At 73.5% G+C, this 25,511-nt stretch carries 27 protein-coding genes; 8 read left to right on the top strand and 19 right to left on the bottom strand.

Going from position 1 to position 25,511, the window contains the following annotated elements; all coding sequences use genetic code 11:
• Positions 1–31 precede the first annotated feature (31 nt).
• The 7 genes from ACF1AK_RS14915 to hemL form a co-directional block, all read right to left on the bottom strand.
• Positions 32–436 carry a hypothetical protein gene (locus ACF1AK_RS14915; protein ID WP_380293147.1) on the bottom strand — a complete coding sequence of 135 codons (405 nt, stop codon included), beginning with the start codon at positions 434–436 and terminating at the stop codon, positions 32–34.
• Positions 437–561: 125 nt separating this feature from the next.
• On the bottom strand, positions 562–1,695 hold the full coding sequence (gene ccsB / locus ACF1AK_RS14910) for a c-type cytochrome biogenesis protein CcsB (RefSeq protein WP_391499204.1): 1,134 nt from the start codon (positions 1,693–1,695) through the stop codon (positions 562–564).
• A 3-nt stretch (positions 1,696–1,698) separates the two neighbouring features.
• Entirely contained in the window at positions 1,699–3,456 is a 1,758-nt protein-coding gene (locus tag ACF1AK_RS14905) for a cytochrome c biogenesis protein ResB (RefSeq protein ID WP_391499203.1), read from the bottom strand.
• A gap of 3 nt (positions 3,457–3,459) precedes the next feature.
• On the bottom strand, positions 3,460–4,233 hold the full coding sequence (locus ACF1AK_RS14900) for a cytochrome c biogenesis CcdA family protein (RefSeq protein WP_391499202.1): 774 nt from the start codon (positions 4,231–4,233) through the stop codon (positions 3,460–3,462).
• Positions 4,230–4,844: a TlpA family protein disulfide reductase gene (locus ACF1AK_RS14895; RefSeq protein ID WP_391499201.1), complete on the bottom strand. Its 615-nt coding sequence runs from the start codon at positions 4,842–4,844 to the stop codon at positions 4,230–4,232. The genes ACF1AK_RS14900 and ACF1AK_RS14895 overlap by 4 nt, the downstream gene beginning before the upstream one ends.
• A 231-nt stretch (positions 4,845–5,075) precedes the next feature.
• Positions 5,076–5,723 carry a histidine phosphatase family protein gene (locus ACF1AK_RS14890; RefSeq protein ID WP_391499458.1) on the bottom strand — a complete coding sequence of 216 codons (648 nt, stop codon included), beginning with the start codon at positions 5,721–5,723 and terminating at the stop codon, positions 5,076–5,078.
• 69 nt (positions 5,724–5,792) lie between these two features.
• Complete coding sequence (gene hemL, locus ACF1AK_RS14885; protein WP_391499200.1) at positions 5,793–7,121, bottom strand: glutamate-1-semialdehyde 2,1-aminomutase; 1,329 nt, start codon at positions 7,119–7,121, stop codon at positions 5,793–5,795.
• A gap of 321 nt (positions 7,122–7,442) precedes the next feature.
• Between hemL and ACF1AK_RS14880 the strand changes: the two genes are divergently transcribed.
• Positions 7,443–8,072, top strand: a complete 630-nt coding sequence (locus ACF1AK_RS14880; protein WP_391499199.1) for a hypothetical protein — start codon at positions 7,443–7,445, stop codon at positions 8,070–8,072.
• 81 nt (positions 8,073–8,153) lie between these two features.
• On the opposite strand, the gene ACF1AK_RS14875 is transcribed toward ACF1AK_RS14880, so the two are convergent.
• The 4 genes from ACF1AK_RS14875 to ACF1AK_RS14860 form a co-directional block, all read right to left on the bottom strand.
• Entirely contained in the window at positions 8,154–9,932 is a 1,779-nt protein-coding gene (locus ACF1AK_RS14875) for an LCP family protein (protein ID WP_391499198.1), read from the bottom strand.
• A 159-nt stretch (positions 9,933–10,091) separates the two neighbouring features.
• The gene (locus ACF1AK_RS14870) at positions 10,092–10,592 is read right to left on the bottom strand and encodes a MarR family winged helix-turn-helix transcriptional regulator (protein WP_391499197.1); all 501 of its coding nucleotides are present in this window, start codon (positions 10,590–10,592) and stop codon (positions 10,092–10,094) included.
• A 35-nt stretch (positions 10,593–10,627) separates the two neighbouring features.
• Complete coding sequence (locus tag ACF1AK_RS14865; protein WP_391499196.1) at positions 10,628–11,938, bottom strand: hypothetical protein; 1,311 nt, start codon at positions 11,936–11,938, stop codon at positions 10,628–10,630.
• 341 nt (positions 11,939–12,279) lie between these two features.
• On the bottom strand, positions 12,280–12,519 hold the full coding sequence (locus tag ACF1AK_RS14860; protein ID WP_391499195.1) for a chaplin: 240 nt from the start codon (positions 12,517–12,519) through the stop codon (positions 12,280–12,282).
• Positions 12,520–12,994: 475 nt separating this feature from the next.
• Here ACF1AK_RS14860 and ACF1AK_RS14855 point away from each other — a divergent pair, with 475 nt between their 5' ends.
• From ACF1AK_RS14855 to ACF1AK_RS14845, 3 genes are all read left to right on the top strand, one after another.
• Positions 12,995–13,237: a chaplin gene (locus ACF1AK_RS14855; RefSeq protein ID WP_391499194.1), complete on the top strand. Its 243-nt coding sequence runs from the start codon at positions 12,995–12,997 to the stop codon at positions 13,235–13,237.
• 111 nt (positions 13,238–13,348) lie between these two features.
• The gene (locus tag ACF1AK_RS14850) at positions 13,349–13,636 is read left to right on the top strand and encodes a chaplin (RefSeq protein WP_391499193.1); all 288 of its coding nucleotides are present in this window, start codon (positions 13,349–13,351) and stop codon (positions 13,634–13,636) included.
• Between the two features lie 119 nt (positions 13,637–13,755).
• The gene (locus ACF1AK_RS14845) at positions 13,756–14,130 is read left to right on the top strand and encodes a hypothetical protein (RefSeq protein WP_391499192.1); all 375 of its coding nucleotides are present in this window, start codon (positions 13,756–13,758) and stop codon (positions 14,128–14,130) included.
• A gap of 83 nt (positions 14,131–14,213) precedes the next feature.
• Here the strand turns inward: ACF1AK_RS14845 and ACF1AK_RS14840 are convergent, their stop codons facing one another.
• Entirely contained in the window at positions 14,214–14,870 is a 657-nt protein-coding gene (locus tag ACF1AK_RS14840; protein WP_391499191.1) for a hypothetical protein, read from the bottom strand.
• Between the two features lie 310 nt (positions 14,871–15,180).
• Between ACF1AK_RS14840 and ACF1AK_RS14835 the strand changes: the two genes are divergently transcribed.
• The 3 genes from ACF1AK_RS14835 (at position 15,181) to ACF1AK_RS14825 (ending at position 16,335) form a co-directional block, all read left to right on the top strand.
• Positions 15,181–15,525 carry a rodlet layer protein gene (locus ACF1AK_RS14835; RefSeq protein WP_391499190.1) on the top strand — a complete coding sequence of 115 codons (345 nt, stop codon included), beginning with the start codon at positions 15,181–15,183 and terminating at the stop codon, positions 15,523–15,525.
• A gap of 80 nt (positions 15,526–15,605) precedes the next feature.
• Positions 15,606–15,950 carry a rodlet layer protein gene (locus tag ACF1AK_RS14830; protein WP_391499189.1) on the top strand — a complete coding sequence of 115 codons (345 nt, stop codon included), beginning with the start codon at positions 15,606–15,608 and terminating at the stop codon, positions 15,948–15,950.
• A gap of 121 nt (positions 15,951–16,071) precedes the next feature.
• Positions 16,072–16,335 (top strand): hypothetical protein, encoded by a 264-nt coding sequence (locus ACF1AK_RS14825; RefSeq protein ID WP_380297442.1) that lies wholly within the window; start codon positions 16,072–16,074, stop codon positions 16,333–16,335.
• Between the two features lie 72 nt (positions 16,336–16,407).
• On the opposite strand, the gene hemB is transcribed toward ACF1AK_RS14825, so the two are convergent.
• The 7 genes from hemB to ACF1AK_RS14790 form a co-directional block, all read right to left on the bottom strand.
• A complete protein-coding gene (gene hemB, locus ACF1AK_RS14820; RefSeq protein WP_391499188.1) occupies positions 16,408–17,388 on the bottom strand; it encodes a porphobilinogen synthase in 981 nt (326 codons plus the stop codon).
• Positions 17,389–17,464: 76 nt separating this feature from the next.
• Positions 17,465–19,135 (bottom strand): uroporphyrinogen-III synthase, encoded by a 1,671-nt coding sequence (locus ACF1AK_RS14815; RefSeq protein ID WP_391499187.1) that lies wholly within the window; start codon positions 19,133–19,135, stop codon positions 17,465–17,467.
• Positions 19,132–20,145 carry a hydroxymethylbilane synthase gene (hemC, locus tag ACF1AK_RS14810; protein ID WP_391499186.1) on the bottom strand — a complete coding sequence of 338 codons (1,014 nt, stop codon included), beginning with the start codon at positions 20,143–20,145 and terminating at the stop codon, positions 19,132–19,134. Before hemC ends, ACF1AK_RS14815 begins: the two co-directional genes overlap by 4 nt.
• 41 nt (positions 20,146–20,186) lie before the next feature.
• Positions 20,187–21,524 carry a glutamyl-tRNA reductase gene (locus ACF1AK_RS14805; RefSeq protein ID WP_391499185.1) on the bottom strand — a complete coding sequence of 446 codons (1,338 nt, stop codon included), beginning with the start codon at positions 21,522–21,524 and terminating at the stop codon, positions 20,187–20,189.
• A gap of 31 nt (positions 21,525–21,555) precedes the next feature.
• The gene (locus tag ACF1AK_RS14800) at positions 21,556–22,443 is read right to left on the bottom strand and encodes a redox-sensing transcriptional repressor Rex (RefSeq protein WP_391499184.1); all 888 of its coding nucleotides are present in this window, start codon (positions 22,441–22,443) and stop codon (positions 21,556–21,558) included.
• A gap of 101 nt (positions 22,444–22,544) precedes the next feature.
• Complete coding sequence (locus ACF1AK_RS14795) at positions 22,545–23,348, bottom strand: exonuclease domain-containing protein (protein ID WP_391499183.1); 804 nt, start codon at positions 23,346–23,348, stop codon at positions 22,545–22,547.
• Positions 23,349–23,523: 175 nt separating this feature from the next.
• Entirely contained in the window at positions 23,524–23,808 is a 285-nt protein-coding gene (locus ACF1AK_RS14790) for a glutaredoxin family protein (protein WP_391499182.1), read from the bottom strand.
• A 118-nt stretch (positions 23,809–23,926) separates the two neighbouring features.
• Between ACF1AK_RS14790 and ACF1AK_RS14785 the strand changes: the two genes are divergently transcribed.
• Entirely contained in the window at positions 23,927–24,922 is a 996-nt protein-coding gene (locus ACF1AK_RS14785) for an HAD family hydrolase (protein ID WP_391499181.1), read from the top strand.
• Positions 24,923–25,511: the final 589 nt, after the last annotated feature.

The following is a 25,511-nucleotide window of genomic DNA, read 5'->3' as shown; positions in this document are numbered from 1 at the left end:
CCGGCCCGCCCGGAGCGGGCCGGGGGTGGGCTCAGGCGGCCACCAGCGCGGACGGCCGCCCGGCGTGCATCACGGAGAGGTTCTCCGCCAGCCGCCCCGGGTCCTGGGCCAGCCACAGCCGCAGCGCGGCGCCCAGCATCGCGCTGGCCGAGCCGATCCGCACCTGCGTCACCTGGGCGATCCGGGCCGCGCCCGGCACCAGCAGGTCGGCCAGCGGCGCCGGCAGCCAGACGGTCAGCGCGCACGGCGCGGGGGCCGCGAGGGCGCCCAGCAGCCGGTAGGCGTCGGCCGGCGAGCTGACCGTGGGGATGATGTCCAGCAGCCCGTCGGCCACCACCTCGGACACGTCGCTGCGGTGTCCCTGGGCGAGCCGGCGGAGCAGCAGGTGCTCGGCGGCGGTGATTCGGACGGTCAGCATGACCTCGTCGCACTCCATTGCGCGATTTCCTCCTCAGTTCCTCCCCGTGCCGGACCGGGCGGCCGGCACGAACTACCCCTGTCGCACCTCGGCCCGGCTTCCTCGTCTGGAGTGCCGGGCCGGTGGGTGGTTTCCGGTCCCGGTCAGATCCCCGCGTAGGAGTGCTTGCCGGTGACGAAGATGTTCACGCCGTAGTAGTTGAACAGCCAGCAGGCGAAGGCGGCGAGCGCCAGGTACGCGGCCTTGCGGCCCTTCCAGCCGGCGGTGGCGCGGGCGTGCAGGTAGCACGCGTAGGCGACCCAGGTGATGAACGACCAGGTCTCCTTCGGGTCCCACTCCCAGTACTTGCCCCAGGCGGCCTCGGCCCAGATCGCGCCCGCGATGATGGTGAAGGTCCACAGCGGGAAGACCAGGGCGTTGATCCGGTAGGAGAGCTTGTCCAGGGTCGCCGCGGCGGGCAGCCGGCGCCAGATCGACGCCGAGGTGCCGAGCGGGCCCCGGGTCAGACCGGCCGCCATCCGCTTGTCGAAGGAGTCCTTGCCCAGGTACAGCAGCGTCGTGACGAACGCCGCGTAGAAGGCGCCGCCGCAGACGATCGCGGTGGAGACGTGGATCGCCAGCCAGTACGAGTGCAGGGCGGGGACGAGCTGCTCGGACTCGGTGTACAGCACCTCGGTGGCGATGCCGAGGGTGAGCACCACCGCCAGGGTGACCGGCAGGCCGAGCCAGCGGACCGGCTTCTTCGCGGCCAGCAGGCCGACGAAGGCCACCGCCATGGCGAGCGCGAAGGCGCAGGAGAACTCGTACATGTTGCCCCACGGCCAGCGCGAGACCGAGAGGCCGCGGGTGAGGACGCCGCCCGTGTGCAGCAGCAGGCCGAGGACGGTGAGCGAGACCGCGATCCGGCCGGCCAGGTCGGCCTTCTCGCTGGTGCCGGCCGCGCCGGGGCCGTCGACGTCCTCGTCGCCGCGCCCGCTGGTCACCACCGTGGCGCCCTCGCCGGCCAGCGCGGTGCGGGTGAGCGTGGTGGTGCCGCCGCGCGCGGAGGCGACGGTGACCGTGACCTTCTTGGCGCCCTTGGCCCTGGCGTCGGCGTCCGCGACGGTCTCGGCCAGACCGGCCTGCTGGATGGAACGGACGGCGACGGCGCCCTTCGAGCCGAAGGTCCACTCGAACATGTAGGCGAACATGGCGATCAGGTAGACCGCCATCGCCGAATAGATCAGCTTGTTGGACAGGTCGGCCAGCTGCGGGTCGACCGACGAGGCGAGGTGCACCGTCTACTCCTTGGAGTTCTGGTCGGCGGGGACTGCGGATTCTTCGGGTGCCGGGGCCTCGTCGGCCTCGGGGGTGCCGTCGTCGGGCCCCTCGTCGGGCTCGTCGTCGAGCGCGGGAGCGTCGTCCTGGAGGTCCACCGCGAGCGCGGCCAGCTCCTCGGCGGTCTTCGCCGACTCGCTGCGGCCCAGCCCGGCCAGCTCGACCAGGGTCCCGCCGTCCGGCAGCGCCACCGCCCGCACCCAGATCCGGCGCCGCTGGACGAACAGCGAGCCGATCAGGCCGGCGATCGCGGCCACCGCGCCGGCCAGCGCGATGCCGTTGCCCGGACGGTGCGAGACGTTGAAGCTGGCCCACTTCTTGTAGCCCTCGAAGGTGACCGTGCCGTAGCCGTCCGGCAGCTCCCAGACCTGGTGGGGGTCCAGCTTGGCCTTCGCCGGCTCGCCGTCCCGCTGGAGCTGGGTCAGGTTCTTGGTGTTGAGCTGGTAGATGTTCTGCGGCAGGCCGGAGTCGGTGCCCAGGTCGCCCGCGTAGGCGTTGAGCACCAGCACCGGGGCCGCGTCACCGGGGAACAGCGAGCGCGGGCCGGTGTTCTTGTCGAAGGCCACCGGGGCGGTCGGCAGGAAGAAGCCGGACAGGCCCAGCTGGGTCCGCCTGCCGTCCTTCTCGCCGTAGTCGGAGACCTTGATGACGCCGGTGGAGGTCAGGTTGCCGTCCTGCGGCAGGAACGGGGTGGCGCCGGTGTAGACGACGTCGCCCGCGGCGTTGCGGACCGTGATCACCGGGGCGTAGCCGTGGCCGATCAGGTAGAACTTGCTGCCGCCGATCTCCAGCGGGCGGTTGACCTCGATCTTGCCCTGCTTGAGCTTCGACGGGTCGCTGCCCTCGTAGTACTCGACGCCCGCGGTGAACTCCCGCGCGCTGCCGATCTGGGAGCCGTTGCTCTGGAACTTCGAGGTGAAGCTGTTGAGCTTCACGTAGAACGGGTCGAGGTCGTCGCTGCCGTAGAAGCGGGTCCCGGTGAAGTCGTCCAGCTGGGTGATGGTGTTGGAGTAGCCCTCGCCCTCGACCAGCAGCTTGCCGCCGGTGCCGCTGGCCAGGCTCGCCCAGGCGAAGCCGCCGAGCAGCGCGAACAGCGACAGGTGGAAGACCAGGTTGCCGACCTCGCGCAGGTAGCCCTTCTCGGCCGCGACCGCGCCGCCGTCCCGGTGCGCCCGGAACCGCCGCGCGCGCAGCAGCCGGTGGGCGGCGGTGGTGACGGCCGCGGCGTCCGCGTCGGTCCGCCAGGCCGCGTACACCGGCATCCGGGTCAGGTTGCGCGGCGCCGCCGGCGGCCGGGAGCGCAGCACGCCGACGAACTGCCAGGTGCGCGGGACGATGCAGCCGGCCAGCGAGACGAACAGCAGGATGTAGATCGCCGAGAACCAGACCGAGCTGTACACGTCGAACAGCTGGAACTTCTCGTAGATCGGCGCGACCGTGGTGTGCTGCGCCTTCCAGGTCTCGACCTTGAACTGGTTCTGGCCGTTCTGCGGGATCAGCGAGCCCGGGATGGCCGCCAGCGAGAGCAGGAACAGCAGGATCAGCGCGACCCGCATCGAGGTCAGCTGGCGCCACATCCAGCGCAGCCAGCCGAGCACGCCGATGCCGGTGGGGCCGTCGGACTCGGCCGGGGCGGTGGTGAGCCGCTCGGCCGCGTCCTCGTCCGCGCCCTGCGCGACGGCGGTCCCGGACCGCTCGCGATCGGTCGTGGTGTTGGTCACGGGTCAGATTCCGATCTGGAAGTCGGCGAACTGGTTCTGCAGGTCACTCACCATCGAGTCCCAGACCCCGGTGACCAGCAGCAGACCGACCACGACGAGCATGCCGCCGCCGATCCGCATGACGAGCGGATAGTGCCGCTTGACCCAGCCGAAGGCGCCCAGCGCCCGGCGGAAGGCCAGCGCGGCCACGACGAACGGTACGCCCAGGCCCAGGCAGTAGAAGAACATCAGCAGCGCACCGCGCTGGGCGTCGGCCTGGTTGAGCGCGAGGTTGGTGACGGTGGCCAGGGTCGGCCCCATGCACGGCGTCCAGCCCACCCCGAAGACCACGCCGAGCAGCGGCGCGCCGAGCAGACCGACCACCGGACGGCGGTGGGTGCGCACCTCGCGCATGCTCAGGCCGGGAACCAGTCCCATGAAGGCCAGGCCCATCACGATCGTGAGCGCCCCGAGCACCTTGCTGATGACCGCCTGGTGCTCCTTGAGCGTGTCCCCGAACTGGCCGAACAGCGCGCCGCTGGAGACGAACACGGCGGTGAAACCGAGGATGAACAGCGCCGCGCCGGCCAGCATCCGGCCGCGCCGGGCCCCGCGCGCGTCGGCGAGGTCGGCGGCCGAGAAACCGGTGACGTAGGACAGGTAGCCGGGCACGAGCGGCAGCACGCAGGGCGAGAAGAACGACACCAGGCCCGCCGCCAGCGCGATCGGCGCGGCCACCAGCAGCGCCCCGCTCTGGATGGTCCCGATGTTGTCGGCGAGCTGCAGCGCCGCGCTCACCGCTGCTGCTCCGCCAGGACCGGCTGGAGCATCGACTCCAGGGCGTCGTCGGTCTGGCCGCCGACGGCGCGCGCGGCGAGCTTGCCGTCCCGGTCGACCACCAGGGTGGTCGGGATGGACTGCGGGTTGAGGCTGCCCTTGGGGAACTTCAGCAGTTCCTCGCCGGCCGGGTCGTAGAGGCTGGGGAAGGTGACGCCCTTCTCCTGCTCGAAGCGGACGGCGTTCTTGATCTCGGTGTCCCGGGTGTTGATCCCGAGGAACTGCACGCCCTGGTCCTGGTACTTCTCCCAGACCCGCTGGAGGTCGTCGGCCTCCGAGCGGCACGGGCCGCACCAGGAGCCCCAGACGTTCAGCACGACGACCTTGCCCCGGTAGTCGGAGAGCTTGGCCGGGGTGCCCTCCAGGGTGTTGCCGCCGATGTCCGGCGCGTCCTGGCGGTGGCCGGCGGCGGCGGTCGAGATGTTGCTGCCCTTGGCGGTGACGAAGCCGATCTGCCCGTCACCACTGGCCGAGGAGCCGGAGGAGCTGCAACCGGTGAGGACCAGCGCGGCAGCGGCGGCGGTGACCGCGGCGGCGGCGAGACGGGGACGGGGGCGCGTCATGCCAGACATGTGAAAAGTTTCGCATGGAGTCGCGGGCGGGCCCCGGGGGGTCCGGCCTTCTCTGCCGGACCCCCTCTGACCTGCGGCGGGACCATCGGCCCTGGTGTCGCGGCGGTGTGACGCAGGTCTTACTCACACGGCTCTTACACCGGATCGGGAACCATGAACACCGTTCCGCGCGTCCGGGCTCCCTCGGCGTACCCGGATCCGGGTCGCCCCGGGGCCGGCGCCGGCCTGCCCTCAGGCGCCGAAGCTCTTGCCCACCGGCTTGCTCTTGCCGCCCTTGCCGACCAGGTGGGCCGGCAGCAGGTCGCGGGCCGGCTCGCGGTAGCCGACCGAGACGATCCGGTCCCCCTCGTAGGTGAAGCTGGTCAGCGAGGCCAGCGAGCACTGCCGGTTGCGCGGGTCGTGCCAGAGCCGGCGGCGCTCCACGAAGGAGCGGACGATCCAGATCGGCAGCTGGTGGCTGACGCAGACCGCCTCGTGCCCGCGCGCGGCGTCCCGGGCGGCGGCCAGCGCGCCCATCATCCGCACCGCCTGCTCCAGGTACGGCTCGCCCCAGGAGGGCTTGAACGGGTTGGTCAGGTACCTCCAGTAGGACGGGTTGCGCAGCGAGCCGTCGCCCACTCCGAAGGTCTTGCCCTCGAAGATGTTCTCCGCCTCGATCAGCCGCTCGTCCACCGCGAGGTCCAGGCCGTGCGACTTGGCGATCGGCGCGGCGGTCTCCTGGGCGCGTTCCAGCGGGGACGCCACCACGTGGGTGATGTCCCGCCCGGCCAGGTCCTCGGCGACCCGCTCGGCCATCTCGCGGCCCAGCTCGGACAGCCGGTAGCCCGGCAGCCGCCCGTACAGGACGCCCTCCGGGTTGTGCACCTCACCGTGCCGCATCAGGTGGACGACGGTGATGTCCTTGGCGCTCACTTCTCAGTACTCCTGGTGCTCGTAAGGGCGGCGGGCCTAGGCCGTGGCTTCGGCGGCGGCCCGGGCGGCGGCGGGCAGGGCGGCGGCGATCCGCTCCAGGGCCCGCTCGTCGTGCGCGGCGGAGACGAACCAGGACTCGAAGGCGGACGGCGGCAGGTAGACGCCCTCGGCGAGCATCGCGTGGAAGAACGCGGTGAAGCGGAACGCCTCCTGGGTCTTCGCCTCGTCGTAGTTCGTCACGGCGTCCTCGGTGAAGAACACCGAGAACATGTTCCCGGCGGTCTGCAGCCGGTGCGCCACGCCCTCCTTGGCCAGCGCGGCGGAGACCAGGCCGGAGACCTCGGCGGCGACCCGGTCGACGGCCGTGTACACCTCGTCGGTGCAGCCGCGCAGCTGGGCCAGGCCGGCCGCGGTGGCGATCGGGTTCCCGGACAGCGTGCCGGCCTGGTAGACCGGGCCGGCCGGGGCGAGGTGGGCCATCACGTCGGCGCGGCCGCCGAAGGCCGCGGCCGGGAAGCCGCCGCCCATGACCTTGCCGAAGGTCAGCAGGTCGGGCGCCCAGCCCTCGTTCGCCGCCTCCAGGCCGTACCAGCCGGCCTTGGAGACGCGGAAGCCGGTCATCACCTCGTCGGAGATGAACAGCGCACCGTTCTCCCGGCAGAGCCGGGCCAGGCCGCCGTTGAAGCCGGGCAGCGGCGGGACGACGCCCATGTTGCCGGGCGAGGCCTCGGTGATCACGCAGGCGATCTCGCCGGGGTGGGCCCGGAAGGCCTCCTCGACGGCGGCGAGGTCGTTGTAGGGCAGCACGACGGTGTCGCCGGCCTGGGCGCCGGTGACGCCCGGGGTGTCCGGCAGGCCGAAGGTGGCGACGCCGGAACCGGCGGCGGCCAGCAGGGCGTCCACGTGGCCGTGGTAGCAGCCGGCGAACTTCACGACCTTCGCGCGGCCGGTGAAGCCGCGGGCCAGCCGGATCGCCGACATGGTGGCCTCGGTGCCCGAGGAGACCAGGCGGACCTGCTCGACCGGGGCGACCCGGGAGACGATCTCCTCGGCCAGCTCGACCTCGCCCTGGCCGGGGGTGCCGAAGGAGGTGCCGCGGGCCACCGCCTGCCGCACGGCGTCCAGGACGGCCGGGTGCGCGTGGCCGAGGATCATCGGGCCCCACGAGCAGACCAGGTCGACGTACTCGCGGCCGTCGGCGTCGGTCAGGTAGGGGCCGGTGCCGGACACCATGAAGCGCGGCGTACCGCCGACGGCGCGGAAGGCGCGCACCGGCGAGTTGACGCCGCCGGGGGTCACGACCGACGCGCGGTCGAAGAGCGACTGGGACTGGGGTGCTTCGTAGGGATAGCTCACGGAAGACATGGTCTCAAATCGTGTCCTTCACCTCTGCATGTCGGACCTCATCATCTGGAACGATGATCCTGGCGCCCGTATCTGTACGGTTATCCATACAACGGGGCCCCTGACTGCTCCGGCTGCCCGGACCAGTCAGACTGTGTACCCGGGGTGTCTCCGGAGTTCCTCCGGCCGCGAGGGCGGACGGGAGCTCCGGGTCGATGCAGGGGTGTGGAGAGGACTGCCGCGTACCGCGACTGGGTACGGCGGCGCATGACGGGTAAGGAGCACGTCCGGAGGGACACCGGACGTGCGGGGGTCTGTCGATTCCGGCGAATTCCGGTGAGGATGGTCCGAGTGTCCGAGGCGCAGGACGGCCACGACGAGGCTGCGGGTGGCTCCCGCCGGCCCACCGGGGCCGCACGCGGGGGTAAGGGAGCGGGAACGGGGCGTAGCGGCCGCGGCCGTGAGAGGCGGGGTGAGGGACGCGTGGGGGTGACGTACAAGTACTTCGGCGCACCCGACCGGGCGACCGCGGCCCGGGTCCCGACCGCTCTCGGGCCGGGCGGGCTCGGGCTGGACGCGGGCGAGCTCGGCTCGCTCGGCCGGCTCGGCGACCTGATGGAGACCAGTGGCTCCCCCAACGGCCACCTCTCCACCAAGATCAAACCGGAGACCATGAGCGCGATGGTCCTCACCGGCATCCAGGGCGTGCCGCTGCACCAGGTGCCGCCGCTGGAGCTGGTCGTGCTGCACCCGGACTACGCCGTCGTCCAGCTGCCGCAGAACGTCGTCGAACCGCTGCGCAAGGCGGACGAGACCGAACTCGGCGCCGCCGCCTTCATCTGGTCCACCGTGCCGGACCGGCGGGGCCCGCGCGACGCGTTCGTGATCTACAGCATGCTGCACGAGTGGCAGGACTTCGCCAACCGCCTCCACGAGGCGGGGCACCAGCTGTACTGCCTGGTCTGGCCCTGACCGACGGGAACGCGAGCGGGGCCCCCGGCGTGAAGCCGGGGGCCCCGCTGCGTCGGTCCGCGGACGCGGACCGACGCAGGCTCAGCCGCCGCTTCCGTAGGTGGTGTTGGCGCAGATGTCGTCGTCCGCCGAGCGGGCGTCGTCGGTGACCGAGGTCGGCAGCGGGGCGGGCGCGGCCGGGGCGCCCGGGGCGGTGGTGCCGGCCGCGGCGCCGCCGTTGGCGTCGGCGTAGTCCTTGCCGAGCACGACGCTGATGCCGGCCGCCGAGGTGGGGGTGAGGGTGGCGCCGGGGAACAGCTCGGCGACCTTCTCGGCGTTGGCCTTCTGCCCGGCGCCGTACTCGACCGTGGTGGTGAGCTTGTTGGTGTTCTTCGCCTGGTTCACCGAGCCGACGGTGAACTGCGCCGCCTTCAGGGCCTCGCCCGCCTTGGCGCCCAGTCCGTTGACGGTGGTTCCGTTGAAGACCTTGACCGGGACCGCCGGGGCGGTGTGCGCGGGGGGCGCGGTGGTGGTGGTCGGCGGGGCCTCCGGGGTGGCCGGGGGCGCCGGGGTGGCGGGCGCGTCGGGCTGCTGGCCGGTGGCGTCCTTGCCGTCCAGGGTGCGGTCGGCGCGGATCGCCTCCCACAGCCTGTCCACGTCCGGTTTCACCAGGTCGAGGTTGGCCTCGTTGTAACGCCACGGCGGGGTCACGAACTTGAGGTCGTGCAGGTCGATGTTCTTCAGCGACAGGGCGAAGGACATCAGCTTGTCGACGGTGTCGAGCCCCTCGTCGACGCGCAGCGACTTGGTGGCCGCGTCGGCCAGCGGCAGCAGGGTGGTGGGCTCCAGGCCCTTCTTCTTCACCGTGCTGATCATCGAGCTCATGAAGGCCTGCTGACGCTTCATCCGGCCGATGTCGGAGCCGTCGCCGATGCCGTGCCGCAGCCGGACGTAGTCGAGCGCCGGCTGGCCCTCCACCTTCTGCGGGCCCTTCTTCAGGACGAGGGAGCCCTTCGTGGGCAGCTTCTCGTTGAGGTCCCGCTCGTAGATGTCCTTGGGCAGGCAGACCTCGACGCCGCCGACGGCCTTGGTCATCGCCGCGAAGCCCTGGAAGTCGACCACCATGGTGTGGTCGACGCGGATGCCGGTGAGCTTCTCCACGGTGTTCTGGGTGCAGGCGGGGTTGCCCTCCGGCGTGCCGCCCACCGTGAAGGCGGCGTTGAACAGGACGTCCTTGCCCTTCTGTTCCTTGGTCCACTTCCCGTTCGGGAGCTTGCACGGCGGGATGGTGACCAGGGTGTTGCGCGGGATCGAGACGCCGATGGCGTTCTTGTGGTCGGCGTAGACGTGCAGCAGGATCGTGGTGTCCGAGCGGGCGCCCTCGCTGTCACCGCCGCCGAGGTCCGAGTTGTCGCCGCCGCGGCTGTCGGAGCCGATCAGCAGGATGTTCACCGGTTTGTTGCCGTTGGCGTCGGCCTGCGCCTCCGGCGGACGGTCCTTGCTGAGCGCGTCGGCGTCGATCGTCTTGATGTTGCCGTTGAGCTTGAAATAGATCGCGCCGCCGGTTCCGGCTATCAGCACCAGCGCACCGACCGCCGTCCAGCCGACGATCTTCTTGACGTTGCGCTGGGGTTTCTTGCCGCGCCCGCCCGCCCGGCGGTGGCCCTGGCCGTTCGACCCACCGTCACCACCCGCCGCCCCGCGGCCCTTCGACTGCGCGGCCCGCCTGGCCTCGGCCCGGCCGCCCGGCCGGGGCGGCGGGACCGAACCGGACGATCCGGCCGAACCGGCCGAACCGGCCGAACCGGTGCGCGGCGAACCGGTGCGGGCACCGGTCGAACCCGCCGAGCCGGTCGAACCCTCCGGACCCGGCCGGGCCACGCTGGGCTGACTCCTGTCTCGGCGACCCGACATCCCCGCACCTCTTCACGGCTGTGCCATCGAACGATCAGCGGCCAGGACGTCCCCCCTGGCGCCAGGTGGAGCATACAAGCCGACCGGAAACCGACTACCGCCGCGCCCGGGCCTCGTCCCCCCGGCTCAGCCGCGGGCACGGCGCGCACGGCGCACCGTCCGCTCGCCGCCGACCGGATCGGCCAGCGCCCCGCCCCCGTCCACCAGGCGGCCCAGCGCCGTCACGAACACCGTCCGTTCGTCCTGCGGCAGCGAGTCCAGCACCTCCCGGTGCACCCGGTCGGCGATCGCGGTGCCCCGCTCGACCGCCCGCGCGCCCGCCTCGGTGACCCGCACGATCCGGGCCCGGCGGTCGGCCGCGGACGGGCACCGCTCGGCCAGCCCGGCCTTCTCCAGCTCGTCGACGGTCACCACCATGGTGGTCTTGTCGAGGTCGGCGAGCTCGGCCAGCTGGATCTGGGTGCGCTCGGCCGCCAGCGCGTGGAAGAGCACGGCGTAGGCGCGCGGGGTGACGCCGAGCTCGGTGAACGCCGCCGCCATCCGGGTCGCCAGGACGTGGCTGGCGTGGTCCAGCAGCCCGGAGAGGTCGCGGATCTGGCGCACGGGCGGCGTGCGGCTGGTCGTCATGGGTCGAGGTTACGCGGCCCCCCGGGGCCGCCTCCCTACGGGATCCCGAGCTCGAACAGCGCGTACCCCGCGTACCAGCCGGCCGCCACCGCCGGCATCGCGACCAGGCCGCCCAGCGTCGACGGCCGCAGCCGGCGCAGCGCCACCGCCAGGCCGATGAACAGCGGGAAGGCCGGCAGCAGGTAGCGCGAGATGTTGCCGTAGATCTGGTTGCTGCTCAGCGCCAGGACGACGGTCAGCAGCGTGTAGAGCACCAGGACCAGCGGCGGCCGCAGCCGGAGCAGCAGCACCAGCAGCCCGGGCAGGGCGATCAGCAGGCCCACCGCGATGAGGTCCGGCGCCGGGTTGGACTGCCAGAACGTCCAGTGCCCGGTGACCGTGTCCAGGGTGCTGCGGGCGGTGGACGCGCCCCAGTCGAAGTACCGGTTCCAGGCGCCGCGCTGGAGCTTGAAGTACCCCGTCCAGTCGCCCATCCGCCAGCCGACCCAGGCGACGTACCCGAGCAGGCCCCACGGGGTGATCAGCATCGCGGTCAGCGGGCGGGCCACCCCGTCGGTGCGCCGCACCAGCGCCACCAGGGCGGAGATCGAGACGGCGGCGATCAGCGCGGCCGCGGTCGGCCGGTTGAGACCGGCCACCAGGGCCAGCACCCCGGCGGCGAGCCAGTTCCGGGTCATCACGCAGTAGCAGGCCCAGGCCGAGAGGGCGACGAACAGCGAGTCCGAGTAGACCGCCCACTCCACGCCCGAGCCCGGGAACAGGCCCCAGATCACCGCCGCGATCACCCCGGCCCGGAAGCCGCCGAGCCGCTCGGCGACGGCGAAGATGCCGGCCGCCGCCACGAAGGAGGCGAGCACCGAGACGACGATGCCCGAGCCGTACGGGCCGAGCCCGGTGACCGCCCCGACCAGCCGCATCAGCCACGGGTAGAGCGGGAAGAACGCGGAGGAGTTCTCGTAGTAGGTGGCCAGCGGGTAGCCGTGCAGCGGGATCAGCTGGGGGTCGTAGCCGTTCTCGGCGATCCGCTGGTACCAGATGCCGTCCCAGGTGCCGAGCACGTCCCAGGGACGGGCCCCGCCGCCGCGCCCCGGGTCCTTCTTCAGGAAGTCCTCGGTGTGCGAGAGCAGGAGCAGGAAGACGGTCAGGCCGGTCGCCTTGACCACCGCGTACGCGCCGAGCGCGGGCGCGTAGCGGTCCACCGCCGCCCCGAACCGGCCCGGGGCCCGCCCGGCCGCCGACACGGCCGTGGCGCCCGGCGTCTCCGGTGCCTCCGGTGCCTCCGGCGTCTCCGGTGCTTCCGGCGCCTCCCGGTCGTCCCGGGGAGGGGTGGCGGACGACGGGGACACGCCCGCGCCACCGCCCGACGATCCGGTGCTCGATGCCGCGCTCATCAGCTCTGGTACTCCCCGCCCCACTCGTGACCGGTGCGCGCCGACCGACACCGCGGCGCCGGGCGAGCCTACGGCACCGCCCTCACCGGGCGGAGGGGGAGCCCACCCGGTGGACGGGCGGCGGGTCGGGGACGGACCAACCCTGCGGGTGGGCGGTTCCGGGCCCGGTGCGCCGCCGGGGCCGGGGCGGGGTGCCGGCACCGGCGGCCGGCCCCGGAAACGCCGGGAGCCGCCACCTCGCGCCCCAGGAGGGAGACACGGAAGCGGCGGCTCGCACCGGATCGACCGGCGGCTGGTCAGCCGGCGTTGACGCAGGTGTTGCCGAACGCCGGGTTCAGGATGCCCACGATGTCGATGGTGTTGCCGCAGAGGTTGATCGGCACGTGGAGCGGGATCTGGATCTGGTTGCCGGAGACGACACCGGGGGAGTTGGCGGCGACGCCCTCCGCGCCGGAGCTGGCCAGCGCGGTGCCGGCACCGGCGGCGACGATGCCGACCACAGCGGCGCCGACGACGGCCGTCTTCTTGATGCTCATGGGAGCCTCCTGACTGTTCGACAGAGATGCACGGGGAGTGCGACATCTCCAACGAGACCCCCTCGGGCCGGTTGCGACGGCACCCCCACTGTCACCCGTCCGGGCGAACGCGGCCCCGGGGCCGGGCAATCGGGTGACACCGGTATCCGGCCGTTTCCCCCGGCGCGCTGCCTCGTTCTCCCATCGGAACACGCTTCACCGCCCCGCTACGACGAGGAGATCCGCCGCCGGTCCAAACCCGTCCGGAATCCTCCCGGTCGCGCGTCGATCCGAATGCTTCCCGGCCGTGCGGGAATTGTTCGCGGCGCACGGTTCCGCGGCGGCCGCTCATCGCCCGAGCCATGGGCGACACGCGCCATCTGGGCCACCCGAGTGACAATCACGGCATTCCCAGAAGCCAACGGGCCAGGATTTCCCCTCGCCCGGCTCCCGACTATTTCCACAGACGGTCGGGAAGAAAACGGAGGAAGAACACATGCGTCACGTCAAGAAGACCGCCGCCCTGTCTCTCGCCACCGCCGGCCTGGTGGTCGGCGCGGCCGGCGGCGCGTTCGCCAGCGCCGGCGCCGAGGGCGTCGCCGCCAACTCCCCCGGTGTGATCTCCGGCAACCAGCTCCAGGTGCCGATCCACGTGCCGATCAACCTCTGCGGCAACACCATCGACATCATCGCGCTGCTGAACCCGGCGTTCGGCAACACCTGCGTCAACGCCGGCTGAAGCGGCGGCCGCCGAGCCGGCGGCCGCGGTTCCACCGCATTCCTGCCGCATCCCGCCACCGGGCGGGGTGCGGCCCGCTCAACCCGTGTGTGATCGAGGAGATCAACCCCCATGCAGAACGTGAAGAAGGCCGCCGTCCTCTCCGCCGCCGCTGCCGGCCTGGTGCTGGGCGCGGCCGGCGGTGCCGCCGCCAGCGCCGGTGCCGAGGGCGTCGCCGCCGGCTCCCCCGGTGTCATCTCCGGCAACCAGCTCCAGGTCCCGGTGCACATCCCGGTCAACCTGTGCGGCAACTCCATCAACCTGATCGGTGTGCTGAACCCGGCGTTCGGCAACACCTGCATCAACGGCGAGGCCCCGCAGCAGCACGAGCACGTCGAGCACGTCGAGGACGACTGCTGATTCCGATCGGCACGCGTTCCGCCCGTCCTGCCCCCCGGTCCGTCGGCCGGGGGGCGGTTCGGCGTACCCGGGCGCGGTCCGTTCGCCCGGGGAACCCCTCCCTCCGAAGGTGAAGACGCATGGTTGTGAAGAAGAGCGGGGCCGGCCTCGCCGCCGCCCTGGGCGCCGCGGTGCTGCTCGGCGGCGCGGGCGCGGGCGCGGCGCACGCGGCCCCGACCGGGGGCGGTGCCGCCCTGGCCAAGACCGACCTCGCCCAGGCGCTCGGCGGCACCACCACCGGCCTCGGCTACGGCATCGCGCCGCTCAAGGACCTGCGGCTGGACCCGTGGGCCAACTCCTCCGCCGACGTGCTGAACAACGGGGCGACCGTCCAGCCGGAGGGCTCCGGCCTCGCGCCGGTCGGCACCGGCCTCCTGACCGGCCCGCTCAGCGCCGGCGGCGGCCCGCGCGACCTGCCGCTGGTCGGCGGCCTGCTCGGGGTGCTGCCCGGCTGAGCCGCCACGACCCGCGAGAGCCCGGCACCCCGTCGTGAGGGGGTGCCGGGCTCTCGCGCGTGCTGCGCGCCCTGCGCGTCCTGCTAGGCCTGGGCCAGGCCCGCCAGGCCGGTCTCCGAGACGACGCCGGTGGTGGTGGCGGTCGCGGTGGCGGCCAGCGTCCCCAGCGAGTCGGTGACCGAGATCCGCTCGTCCTCGTTGCCCAGGGACGCCTTGGCGCCGGGCACCGCCTGGACGGCGCCGGTGATCAGCCGCGGGTCGATCTCGTCCAGCTTGAGCCGGCCGTCGGCCAGCTGGCCGGTGCCGTCCTCGACGAGCGCGAGCGGCCTGCCGATGCCGACCGCGGGGGTCTCGGCGTGCAGCGGCGCGGCCGGGGCGTCCAGCAGCAGCTCGCCGAGGTCGGCGCTGCGGTCGACCAGCGGCAGCGGCAGCTCGGCCTTCGCGGTCGGGGCGACCTTGCCGATGCCGAGCGCCGGCACGACGCGGTCCGGGATCAGCGCGTCCCCGGTGGTGTGGGCCGGCGGCGGCGGCATCAGCAGCGAGGTCGGGATGCCGCCCGAGATCCGGCTGTCCAGCGGCGCCAGCGGGATGTCCACCGGTACCTGCTGGGTGGCCAGCTGGTCCTCCAGCGCCCCGACCTGCTCGGGGCTGACCGGGGCGGCGGACGCCGCCCCCTGGGAGGCGAGCACGCCCGCACCGACCGCCAGCAGCATCGCGCCGGCCCGCTTGGAGAACCTCATGCTTTTCACCGTTCTGCCTGTCCGTACTGGAGATCAAAGGGGGAACCGGCCGCGCGGGCGCGGCCGAAAGCAATGGGCTCAACGAGCGACCGGCGCCCGCGATGGCGGCGGTTAACCGGTTCGGGTTAATAATCCGACCGGAATCTCTCCGCCGCCGCGCCTCCCGGACTCTTTTCCGGAATCCCCGTAACCTTCCGAGCCGTGATTCTTTGATCTGGACGTCAGTGACCGCAGACCGGGTCTGAGCGTTGAACGCGTTGTACGCACGGAAACCGCACGGAAACCGAGCTTTTCAGAGAGGGATCTCCTCATGATCCAGAAGTCCTTCGCCGCCGCCGGCCTGGCCGCCGCGGCGCTGGCCGCCGCCGCCGCGCCGGCCTCGGCCATCGGCGACGCGGACGGCGCCGCCGGGTCGTTCCAGGGCAACGGCGGCACCAACTTCACCGGCACCGTCGGCAACCACAGCCCGAACTTCCACTTCCTGGACAACGCGAACGTCTGCCTGCCCGAGATCCACAACATCGCGGTCGGTGTGCTCGGCATCGCCGTCCCGGTCGAGGTCCCGATCGCGAACAGCGGTGGCAAGCAGTACTGCACCCAGGGTCAGGGCACCCAGAGCCACGGCGACGCGGGCGTCTCCCACCTGATCGGCTGACCGCCCGTCCCGGCAGAGTCACCAACCGAACCGACCACCTTCGAATCGCTCCCCGATTCACCCCCGAGAGGAACACCGAAATGATCAAGAAGTCCCTCGCCGCCGCGGGCCTGGCCGCCGCCGCCATCGCGATGTCCGCGGGCTCGGCCGGCGCCATCGCCGACTCGGACGGCGCCGCCGTCTCCGCCCAGGGCAACGGCGGCACCAACCACACCGGCACCTACGGCGACCACAGCCCGAACTCGCACGTGCTGGACAACCCGAACATCTGCCTGCCGGAGATCCACAACGTGGCGGTCGGCGTCCTCGGCCTGGCCGTGCCGATCGAGGTCCCGGTCCTCAACAGCACCCCGAAGCAGATCTGCAACGTGGGCCAGAACACCCAGTCCTCGGGCGACGCGGGCGTCTCGCACCTGATCGGCTGATCCAGCCGCACGGCGCGACGGAGGGCCCGGGGACGTCTGGTCCCCGGGCCCTCCGGGCGTTCCGACGGCACCCCCAAGGCTGAGCGTCCGCACCGGGCGCTCCGGAAGAAAGGGCAGATCCATGAAGAGCATGCTGGGCAAGATCACCCTGACCGCGATCGGCGCGCTGGCGCTGGCCGGCGTCGCCGCCCCGGCGGCGTCCGCGCACGTCGGCGTGGCCGGCGGCGGCGGGTTCGTCGCCTCCGCCGACCCGGTGTTCGCGGCCGGCGGGGGCGGCGGCATCGCCCACACCTCGCACATCGAGGCCGGTGAGTTCGGCGGGGGTGCCGCCACCTCCACCGCCCTCTTCGGCGGTGGCGGCGGCTTCGCCCACCTCGGCGACTGACCGGACGCGTGCACGAAGGCCGGGTCCCTCCCCTCGGAGGGGCCCGGCCTCCGGCGTGCCCGGCGGCTGCCGCTACTTCAGCAGCGCGGCGGCCTCGACGGCCCAGTAGGTGAGGATCTGCTCGGCGCCGGCCCGGCGGATCGAGGTGAGGGTCTCCAGGATGGTGCGCTCCCGCTCGATCCAGCCGTTGGCGGCGGCGGCCTCGACCATCGCGTACTCACCGGAGATCTGGTACGCGGACACCGGCACCGGGGAGGCGTCGGCGACCTGCCGCAGCACGTCCAGGTAGAGCATGGCGGGCTTGACCATCACCATGTCGGCGCCCTCGGCGAGGTCCAGCTCCAGCTCCCGCAGCGCCTCCCGGGCGTTGGCCGGGTCCTGCTGGTAGGTCTTGCGGTCGCCCTGGAGCGAGGAGTTGACGGCCTCGCGGAACGGCCCGTACAGGGCGGAGGCGTACTTGGCGGTGTAGGCGAGCACGGCCACGCCCTGGTGCCCGGCCTCGTCCAGCGCCCGGCGGATCACGGCGATCTGGCCGTCCATCATGCCCGAGGGGCCGACCACGTGGACGCCGGCCTCGGCCTGGACCACGGCCATCTCGGCGTAGCGCACCAGGGTGGCGTCGTTGTCCACGCTGCCGTCCGCGGCCAGCACGCCGCAGTGGCCGTGGTCGGTGAACTCGTCCAGGCAGAGGTCCGACATGACCACGAGCTGGTCGCCGACCTCGGCGACCACGTCGCGGATCGCCTGCTGGAGGATGCCCTCCGGGTTGGTCCCCTCGGAGCCGGTGGCGTCCTTCACCTCGGGCAGGCCGAACAGCATGATGCCGCCCACCCCCGCCTCGGCGGCCTCCACGGCGGCCTTGCGCAGGGTGTCCCGGGTGTGCTGGACCACGCCGGGCATCGACGAGATCGGCTTCGGCTCGGTGATGCCCTCGCGCACGAAGGCGGGCAGGATCAGCTCCGCCGGGTGCAGCCGGGTCTCGGCGACCAGCCGGCGCACCGCCGGGGTCGAACGGAGCCGGCGGGGACGGACGTACGGGAATTCGGCGGACACGGCTTCTCTCTCCGGACGATGGTGCGATGCCGGGGGCGGCGGTCGGGCCGCCCCCGGTCACTGGTGCGGCGCCGCGTCAGCGCGCCGCCTTGCGGCGCGAGCCGGGACGGCGCTCGCTGGGGCGGTAGACCGGTTCGCCCGCGGCGGTCGCGGTGTCCCGGCGCTTGGCCCCGAAGTCCGCCAGGGCCTGGGCCAGCGCGGCCGCCGACGGCGCCGGGGCCATCACGTCGACCCGCAGGCCGTGCTCCTCGGCGGTCTTGGCGGTGGCCGGGCCGATGCAGGCGATGACGGTCACGTTGTGCGGCTTGCCCGCGATGCCGACCAGGTTCCGCACGGTCGAGGACGAGGTGAACAGCACCGCGTCGAAACCGCCGCCCTTGATCGCCTCACGGGTCTCGGCCGGCGGCGGCGAGGCGCGCACCGTCCGGTACGCCGTCACGTCGTCGACCTCCCAGCCCAGCTCGACCAGGCCGGCCACCAGGGTCTCGGTGGCGATGTCGGCGCGCGGCAGCAGCACCCGGTCGATCGGGTCGAACACCGGGTCGTACGGCGGCCAGTCCTCCAGCAGACCGGCCGCGGACTGCTCCCCGGAGGGCACCAGGTCCGGCTTCACGCCGAAGTCCACCAGCGCCTGCGCGGTGGTCTCGCCGACCGCCGCGACCTTGATCCCGGCGAACGCCCGGGCGTCCAGGCCGTACTCCTCGAACTTCTCGCGCACCGCGCGCACCGCGTTCACCGAGGTGAAGGCGATCCACTCGTAACGGCCGGTGACCAGGCCCTTGATCGCCCGCTCCATCTGCTGCGGGGTGCGCGGCGGCTCGACCGCGATGGTCGGCACCTCCTGCGGCACCGCGCCGTAGGAGCGCAGCTGCTCGGAGAGGCCGTGCGCCTGCTCCTTGGTGCGCGGCACCAGTACGTTCCAGCCGAACAGCGGCTTGGTCTCGAACCAGGAGTGCGAGGCGCGGTGGGCGACCTGCTCGCCGACCACGGCTATCACCGCGGTCGCCGGGTCCACCGGGGCGGAGACCGGGGAGGGCAGCACCCGGGCGGCCTTGAGGTCCGCCGCGATGGTGGCCAGGGTCGCGGTGAAGGTGCGCTGGCGGGTGGTGGTGCCGGAGAGCGTCGCGCTCAGCGCGGAGTCCGGCTTGCGGCCGTTGGACACCAGCGCGTTGGCGGTGGCCGGCAGCTGGCCCAGGGTGGTGCGCACCACCAGGGTGGTCTCCGGCGCGCCCAGGTCCACCGGGGAGCCGGCCAGCAGCGCCGCGGCCTCCACGAAACGGACGTCGGTGCCGCCAGCGCCGCGCAGCGGCACGCCCGCGTAGGCCGGCACGCCGACCGACTGGGCGACGCCCGGGATCACCTCGAAGGGGATCCCGGCACCGGCGCAGCCGAGCATCTCCTCGGCCGCGCAGCCGTCCAGGCCGGGGTCACCGTCGACGGTGCGCACCACGTGCTTGCCGGACCGCACGGCCTCGGCGACCAGGCGGGCCAGGTCGAAGTCCGGGCCCTCGGCGCCCGGGGCGTGCACCTGCACGCCGGACGGACAGTGGCTGCGCACGGCGGCGGCGGTCAGCGGGTCGGCGACCAGCACGTCGGCGGAGGCCAGCACCTCGACCGCGCGCAGGGTCAGCAGGCCCGGGTCGCCGGGGCCCGCGCCCAGGAAGGTGCAGCGGCCGGCGGAGGGCACCGTGCCCCCGAAGGGACTGTCGGCCGGGAACGGGCTGTCGGTGGCGGCGGTGGGGCTCATCGGGCTCGCTCCCCCATCAGGGCGGCCGCGCCCTCGTCGAGCAGCCGGGCGGCCAGCGCGCGGCCGAGGGCCGCCGCCTGCTGCTCGGCGGTCTCGTCGAGGACGATCGGACCGTGGGCGGACATCTTCAGCAGGGTGGCGCCGTCGGGGGTGCCGACCACACCCTCCAGCCGCAGTTCGGTCTGGTGGTTCCAGCCGGCCAGCGCGGCGACCGGTGCGGAGCAGCCGGCCTCCAGGGTGGCCAGCAGGGCGCGCTCGGCGGCCACCGCGACCCGGGTGGGGGCGTGGTCGAGGGCCGACAGGGCGGCGGTCAGGCCGGTGTCGGCGGTGGTGCACTCGACGGCGAGCGCGCCCTGGCCCGGGGCCGGGATCATCACCTCGTGGCCGAGGTGCTCGGTGATCTCGGCCTGGCGGCCGAGCCGGTTCAGGCCGGCCGTGGCCAGCACCACCGCGTCCAGCTCGCCGGAGGTGACGAACCCGATCCGGGTGTCCACGTTGCCGCGGATCGCGACCGTCTCCAGCTGGGCGCCGTTGGCCCGGGCCCAGGCGTTCAGCTGCGCCATCCGGCGCGGCGAGCCGGTGCCGACCCGGGCCGGGCGGCCCGCGCCGGCCAGCTTCTCCACCAGCTCGCCCAGCGCCAGGCCCTCGCGCGCCACCACGGCGTCACGGCTGTCCTCGCGCTGCGGGACGGCCGCCAGCACCAGGCCCTCGGGCTCGGCGGTCGGCAGGTCCTTGAGGGAGTGCACGGCGAAGTCGATCCGGCCCTCCAGCAGCGCGTCGCGCAGCGCGGAGACGAACACCCCGGTGCCGCCGATCCGGGCCAGCGCCTCGCGGGAGGTGTCGCCGTAGGTGGTGATCTCCACCAACTCGACGGGGCGTCCGGTGAGGCGCGTCACCTCCCGGGCGACCATGCCCGACTGGGCCATGGCGAGCGCGCTGCGCCGGGTGCCGAGCCGCAGGGGGGCCGCGGTGGCTTCCGGCGTCCGGCCGGTGAGCGGTTGACCATTCATGAGGTGATCGTCCCGGTGGTACTCGTGGGATGGCTGACGGTTCATCCGGCGCTCCCGCCCGCAGGCTGCTGGGCGCCGATCGGGGTGCCCGAGACCGCGTGCACGGCGGCCGGGTCGAGGTCGAAGAGTTCACGCAGGGCCTCCGCGTAGGAGGCGCCGCCGGGCTCGGCGGCCAGCTGCTTCACCCGCACGGTGGGCGCGTGCAGCAGCTTGTCGACCACCCGGCGGACGGTCTGGCCGATCTCGGCGCGCGAGCGCTCGTCCAGCTCGGGCAGCCGGGAGTCCAGGCGGCCCAGCTCGGCGGCCACCACCTCGGAGGCCATCGCGCGCAGCGCCACCACGGTGGGGGCGATCCGCGCGGCGCGCTGGGCGGCGCCGAAGGCGGTGACCTCGTCGGCGACGATGCCGGTGACGGCGTCGACGTCGCCCGCGCCGGGGGTGGCGGCGTGGGCGTGCGAGAGGCTCTCCAGGTCGACCAGCAGGGCGCCGGGCAGCTCGTGCACGGCCTGGTCGACGTCGCGCGGCATGGCGAGGTCGAGGAAGGCGAGCGGGGCCGAGGACGCACGCGCGGCGACGGCGGCGGCGACGTCGTCCGCCTTGACCACCACGCCGGCCGCGCCGGTGCAGGAGATCACCAGGTCGACGTCGGCCAGCGCCTCGGGCACCTTGGCGAGCTCCAGGGTGCGGGCGACGTCGGAGCCGAGGATCTCGGCCAGCCGCTCGGCCCGGGCCGGCGTCCGGTTGGCGATCAGCAGGTCGGTCACGCCCGCGCGGACCAGGGTGGCGGCGGCCAGCGAGCTCATCGAGCCCGCGCCGACCACCAGCGCCCGCTTGCCCGCGATCTCGCCCGCGCCGGCCGCGACCTGCTCCAGGCCGAAGGTCACCAGCGACTGGCCGGCCTTGTCGATGCCGGTCTCGCTGTGCGCCCGCTTGCCGACCCGCAGCGCCTGCTGGAACAGCTCGTTCAGGCCGCGCCCGGCGGTGTGCTCCTCCTGGGCCTTGGCCAGGGCGTCGCGCAGCTGGCCGAGGATCTGGCCCTCGCCGACCACCATCGAGTCCAGGCCGCAGGCCACCGAGAAGAGGTGGTGGACGGCGCGGTCCTCGTAGTGGACGTAGAGGTGCGAGGTCAGCTCCTCCAGGTCCACTCCGCTGTGGTGGGCGAGCAGCAGGGACAGCTCGGCGACACCGGCGTGGAACTTGTCCACGTCGGCGTACAGCTCGATCCGGTTGCAGGTGTTCAGCAGCGCGGCCTCGGCGACGGTCGCGGACGCGGCCGCGTCGTGCAGCAGCCGGGTCGGCACCGCACCGGTCAGCGCGGCGCGCTCCAGCACGCCGACCGGGGCCGTGCGATGGCTCAGCCCTACGACGAGAAGACTCACGCCCGCTCCCTGGTCCCACGAATCTCGGTGCTCATGCCGGCATCACCGCGGACAGCTCGCCCTCGCCGGCCTTGCCGGGCTTGCCCTTCGCCGCCGGGTCCGCGTCCTCGGCGGCCGCGCGCGTCTTGGTGCTGCCCCCGGCGGCCCGGCGGAGCTTGGCGGCGGCGGCGCGCACCGGGCCGGGGGCCCGGTCGAGCACGGACTCGGTGCGGTCCGGCTCGTCGCCGGCCTTGCGCTGCTCGTGGAAGGCGAGGATCTGCAGCTCGATGGAGAGGTCCACCTTGCGCACGTCCACGCCGTCCGGGACGGTCAGCACGGTCGGGGCGAAGTTCAGGATGCTGGTGACGCCGGCCTCGACCAGCCGGTCGCAGACCTGCTGGGCCGCGCCGGGCGGGGTGGTGATGACGCCGATCGAGACATGCTGGCTCTCCACGATGGACTCCAGTTCGTCCATGTGGCGCACCGGCAGGCCGGCCGCGCTGCTGCCGACCACGGCCGGGTCGGCGTCGAGCAGGGCGGCGACCCGGAAGCCGCGGGAGGCGAAGCCGCCGTAGTTGGCGAGGGCGTGGCCGAGGTTGCCGATGCCGACGATGACGACCGGCCAGTCCTGGGTCAGGCCCAGCTCGCGGGAGATCTGGTAGACGAGGTACTCGACGTCGTAGCCGACGCCGCGGGTGCCGTAGGAGCCCAGGTAGGAGAAGTCCTTGCGGAGCTTGGCGGAGTTCACCCCGGCCGCGGCGGCCAGTTCCTCGGAGGAGACGGTCGGCACCGAGCGCTCGGAGAGCGCGGTGAGCGCGCGCAGGTAGAGGGGCAGCCGGGCGACCGTGGCCTCGGGGATTCCCCGGGCACGCGCGGGTCGGCGCGCGGCGCCCTGGTCGGGCGTCTGCGAACTGCTCTGTGGTGATCGGCCGATTGCCACGGTGCTCCTGTGGGTGAAGCTGGGCTTTGGCAGCCAGGCTATGCGTTTGTGAACGTGTGCACAAAGATGGTGTCCGTTTTGTCCCCGCACAGTGATGCGCATCACGCCGTCGAGCCCATAGCACCGGCCGCTTTCCGGGCCGTCGCCGGGGGCGGTGCAACGGGTGGCCGGGAACCGTACGCAGGGCGGTCCGGCAGGTCGCGCGGGGCGGGGACGGCGGGCGGACGGGTGACGTCGCGGGCCACCAGCGGGACCTGCTCGCCGGACGGGCGCGAGCGCGCCCGCCCCAGCCTCGGCCACGGCACCCGGGCCGCCTCCCGCAGCGGCCCGGTCCAGTCCCCCGGCGGGCAGGACGGCGCGTCCAGGCAGTGCCGCAGCAGGCCCGCGGTGGCCCGGGCGTCGCCCAGCGCGGTGTGCGCGGCGAAGCCTCCGAGACCGGCCGCCTCCACGCAGGCCGCCAGGCCGAAACCGCGGGCCTGCGGCAGGTGGGCGCGGGCCAGCCGCATGGTGCAGAGCAGCGGCACCGGTGGCAGCGGCACCCCTATCCGGGCGAACTCACGGTCCAGGAAGGCGTGGTCGCAGGTGACGTGATGGCCGACCAGCACCCGGCCGGCCAGCAGCTCCAGCAGCCTCGGCGCGATCTCCCGGAACCGCGGGGCGCCCTCGACGTCCTCCTGCTCGATCCGGTGCACATGGGTCGGGCCGACCGGGCCCAGCGGGTCCAGCAGGGTGCTGAACTCGCCCTGCGGGCGGAGCCGCTCGTCCAGCAGCACCACGGCCACCTCGACCACCCGGTGCCGCCAGGGACTGCGGCCGGTCGCCTCCACGTCCACCACGGCGAAGCCCCCGCGCGCGGCCGGCACCGGGGGGTCGGCGGGCGCTGCCGGGGGACGGCCGGGAAGCATGGCGGCACTCCTCGTGCTCAGCCCCCCATGGGCGCAAACGAGTTCGATCGTAAGCCGACCACAGGGGGGCGCCCCAAGCCGAGCGCGCGGAATCTTCGCAACGATTCGGCGAACCGCCCCCGCCGGACGGCGGGGGTCGGGGGACGCCCCCCGGCGGGCGGGGGCGGGGGCGGGGTCAGGCGCCGAGGGCGGTGCGCAGGCGCTTCTCGTCCACCCGCCAGAAGTCGTGCTGGCGGCCGTCGATCAAGGTCACCGGGATCTGCTCCCAGTAGCGCCGGTGGAGCTCCTCGTCCTGGGTGATGTCCTTCTCCTCGAAGGCCGCGCCCAGCTCGGCCGTCACCCGGACGATCACCTCCCGGGCGTCGTCGCACAGGTGGCAGCCGGGCTTGGCCACCAGGGTCACCGTCCGGTCGGCCGGCTTCGGCCCCGGGTTCTTGTCACGTCGCAGCAGTGGGCTCACCCCGCCATTGTGCGACGCCCCTACGGACCGGCCGGACACGACCCGCCTTCCGCCCGTTCACCCGCCGGGCATCCCGCCGTCACGGCTGCCGCGCAGGTCGCTGGCTATGCTCGGTGACATGGCCGTGCTCCGAAGGCTCATTCCGACAAGGCGATCCACCAGCTCCCGGACCGCCCTGGCGGGCGAGGCCGCGGCCGAGGCGGCGGAGGCCGCCCTGCGGGCCGCGCCGGAGCCGCCCGCCGGGGCGACGCCGCCCGCCGCCGGGCCCGGCGAGGCGCAGCCGGCCAGGCGCGGCAAGGCCCCCCGGGCCCCCGAGGGCAACCACACGCCCGAACCGGACGACCCGCGCGCCGCCGCCTTCTTCGACTGCGACAACACCATCCTGCGCGGCGCCGCGATCTTCTACCTCGGCGTCGGCCTCTACCGGCGCGGCTTCCTCAGCCGCCGGGACATCGCCCGGTTCGCCTGGCAGCAGGCCTGGTTCCGGCTGCACGGCGCCGAGGACCCGGAGCACATGGCGGACGCCAAGCACACCGCGCTCGGCGTGGTGGCGGGCAAGCGGACCGCCGACCTGGAGGCGCTCTGCGAGGAGGTCTTCGAGGACGTCATCGCCGACAAGGTGTGGCCCGGCACCCGCGCGCTGGTGCAGATGCACCTGGACGCCGGGCAGCGGGTCTGGCTGGTCACCGCCGCCCCGGTGGAGGTGGCCCGGATCATCGCGGCCCGGCTGGGCATGACCGGCGCGCTCGGCACGGTGGCCGAGGCCCGCGACGGCGCGTACACCGGCCGGCTGGTCGGCGAGCTGCTGCACGGCCCGGCCAAGGCGGCTGCCGTGCGCGCGCTGGCCCGGCGCGAACGGCTCGACCTCGACCGGTGCGCCGCCTACAGCGACTCGGCCAACGACATCCCGATGCTCTCGCTGGTCGGCCACCCGTACGTGGTGAACCCGGACGGCGCGCTGCGGCGGCACGCCCGGGCGCAGGGCTGGCGGGTGCGGGACTTCCGGACCGGCCGCAAGGCGGCCCGGGTGGGCCTGCCGGCCGCCGCCGCGCTCGGCGTGGCGGCCGGCGCGGCCGCGGCCGGGGTCGCGTTGCACCGCCGGCACCGGGGCTGAGCCGGGGCGATCGGCGGCCGCTCCCCGGCGGGCCGCGGGCCCGCTCCACGGCCGCCCGTCCGGGCGCCCCCCGCCGGGGTGAGGGCGGTCAATCCGCACGCTGACCAGGCCGCCCGTACGGGCGAACTCCCGCGCGCCGCGGGGCCGCCCCGGCCCGCCGACCGAACCCGCCACCCGGTGACCGGATCTGATCGTTCGCCCGCTCGCGAAAGTCGGGGATTATCCGACCCTCAGGCCGGGAAACCGCCCGCCGGACCGCCGAATTGGTCACCTGACGCACCTGTTCTGTCACGTTGAGCCAGACGATCGCTGACGCGTTCGGTCACTGTCAGCCGGATTTGCACCCTTCACGGATCTCAAACGACCACTTCGACCACACGGTGTAGCTGTCATTGCACAAAGCGTTATCCTCTCCTGGATGCACGTCACCCACCCGCCCCACGCACGACCGGGCGGGACGGGCGTGCTCTCCGCGCAGGCGGAGGTGATCCGTCCACAGTTCTGCCTCTGGGAGTCCCGTGTACCCACCCGTCCGGAACGACGCGCCTGCACCCTCCCGCCCGTCGTCCGCGCCCCTGCGCTCCTCCCG

Source organism: Kitasatospora sp. NPDC015120 (genome assembly GCF_043080305.1).
In the GTDB taxonomy this organism is placed as follows: domain Bacteria; phylum Actinomycetota; class Actinomycetes; order Streptomycetales; family Streptomycetaceae; genus Kitasatospora.
Note: the sequence above shows the minus strand (reverse complement) of the source record. Positions and strands in the feature narration are given on the sequence as shown.

What these genes read in the sequence shown, in the direction of transcription:
- ACF1AK_RS14880 (WP_391499199.1), top strand. Translation starts at nt 7,443, where the DNA reads ATGGTCCGAGTGTCCGAGGCGCAGGACGGCCACGACGAGGCTGCGGGT.
- ACF1AK_RS14835 (WP_391499190.1), top strand. Translation starts at nt 15,181, where the DNA reads ATGATCCAGAAGTCCTTCGCCGCCGCCGGCCTGGCCGCCGCGGCGCTG.
- hemL (WP_391499200.1), bottom strand. Translation starts at nt 7,121, where the DNA reads ATGTCTTCCGTGAGCTATCCCTACGAAGCACCCCAGTCCCAGTCGCTC.
- ACF1AK_RS14785 (WP_391499181.1), top strand. Translation starts at nt 23,927, where the DNA reads ATGGCCGTGCTCCGAAGGCTCATTCCGACAAGGCGATCCACCAGCTCC.
- ACF1AK_RS14915 (WP_380293147.1), bottom strand. Translation starts at nt 436, where the DNA reads ATGGAGTGCGACGAGGTCATGCTGACCGTCCGAATCACCGCCGCCGAG.
- ACF1AK_RS14895 (WP_391499201.1), bottom strand. Translation starts at nt 4,844, where the DNA reads ATGTCTGGCATGACGCGCCCCCGTCCCCGTCTCGCCGCCGCCGCGGTC.
- ACF1AK_RS14840 (WP_391499191.1), bottom strand. Translation starts at nt 14,870, where the DNA reads ATGAGGTTCTCCAAGCGGGCCGGCGCGATGCTGCTGGCGGTCGGTGCG.
- ACF1AK_RS14825 (WP_380297442.1), top strand. Translation starts at nt 16,072, where the DNA reads ATGAAGAGCATGCTGGGCAAGATCACCCTGACCGCGATCGGCGCGCTG.
- hemC (WP_391499186.1), bottom strand. Translation starts at nt 20,145, where the DNA reads ATGAATGGTCAACCGCTCACCGGCCGGACGCCGGAAGCCACCGCGGCC.
- ACF1AK_RS14795 (WP_391499183.1), bottom strand. Translation starts at nt 23,348, where the DNA reads ATGCTTCCCGGCCGTCCCCCGGCAGCGCCCGCCGACCCCCCGGTGCCG.
- ACF1AK_RS14855 (WP_391499194.1), top strand. Translation starts at nt 12,995, where the DNA reads ATGCGTCACGTCAAGAAGACCGCCGCCCTGTCTCTCGCCACCGCCGGC.
- ACF1AK_RS14860 (WP_391499195.1), bottom strand. Translation starts at nt 12,519, where the DNA reads ATGAGCATCAAGAAGACGGCCGTCGTCGGCGCCGCTGTGGTCGGCATC.
- ACF1AK_RS14830 (WP_391499189.1), top strand. Translation starts at nt 15,606, where the DNA reads ATGATCAAGAAGTCCCTCGCCGCCGCGGGCCTGGCCGCCGCCGCCATC.
- ACF1AK_RS14850 (WP_391499193.1), top strand. Translation starts at nt 13,349, where the DNA reads ATGCAGAACGTGAAGAAGGCCGCCGTCCTCTCCGCCGCCGCTGCCGGC.
- ACF1AK_RS14890 (WP_391499458.1), bottom strand. Translation starts at nt 5,723, where the DNA reads ATGCGGCACGGTGAGGTGCACAACCCGGAGGGCGTCCTGTACGGGCGG.
- ACF1AK_RS14845 (WP_391499192.1), top strand. Translation starts at nt 13,756, where the DNA reads ATGGTTGTGAAGAAGAGCGGGGCCGGCCTCGCCGCCGCCCTGGGCGCC.
- ACF1AK_RS14815 (WP_391499187.1), bottom strand. Translation starts at nt 19,135, where the DNA reads ATGAGCCCCACCGCCGCCACCGACAGCCCGTTCCCGGCCGACAGTCCC.
- ACF1AK_RS14870 (WP_391499197.1), bottom strand. Translation starts at nt 10,592, where the DNA reads ATGACGACCAGCCGCACGCCGCCCGTGCGCCAGATCCGCGACCTCTCC.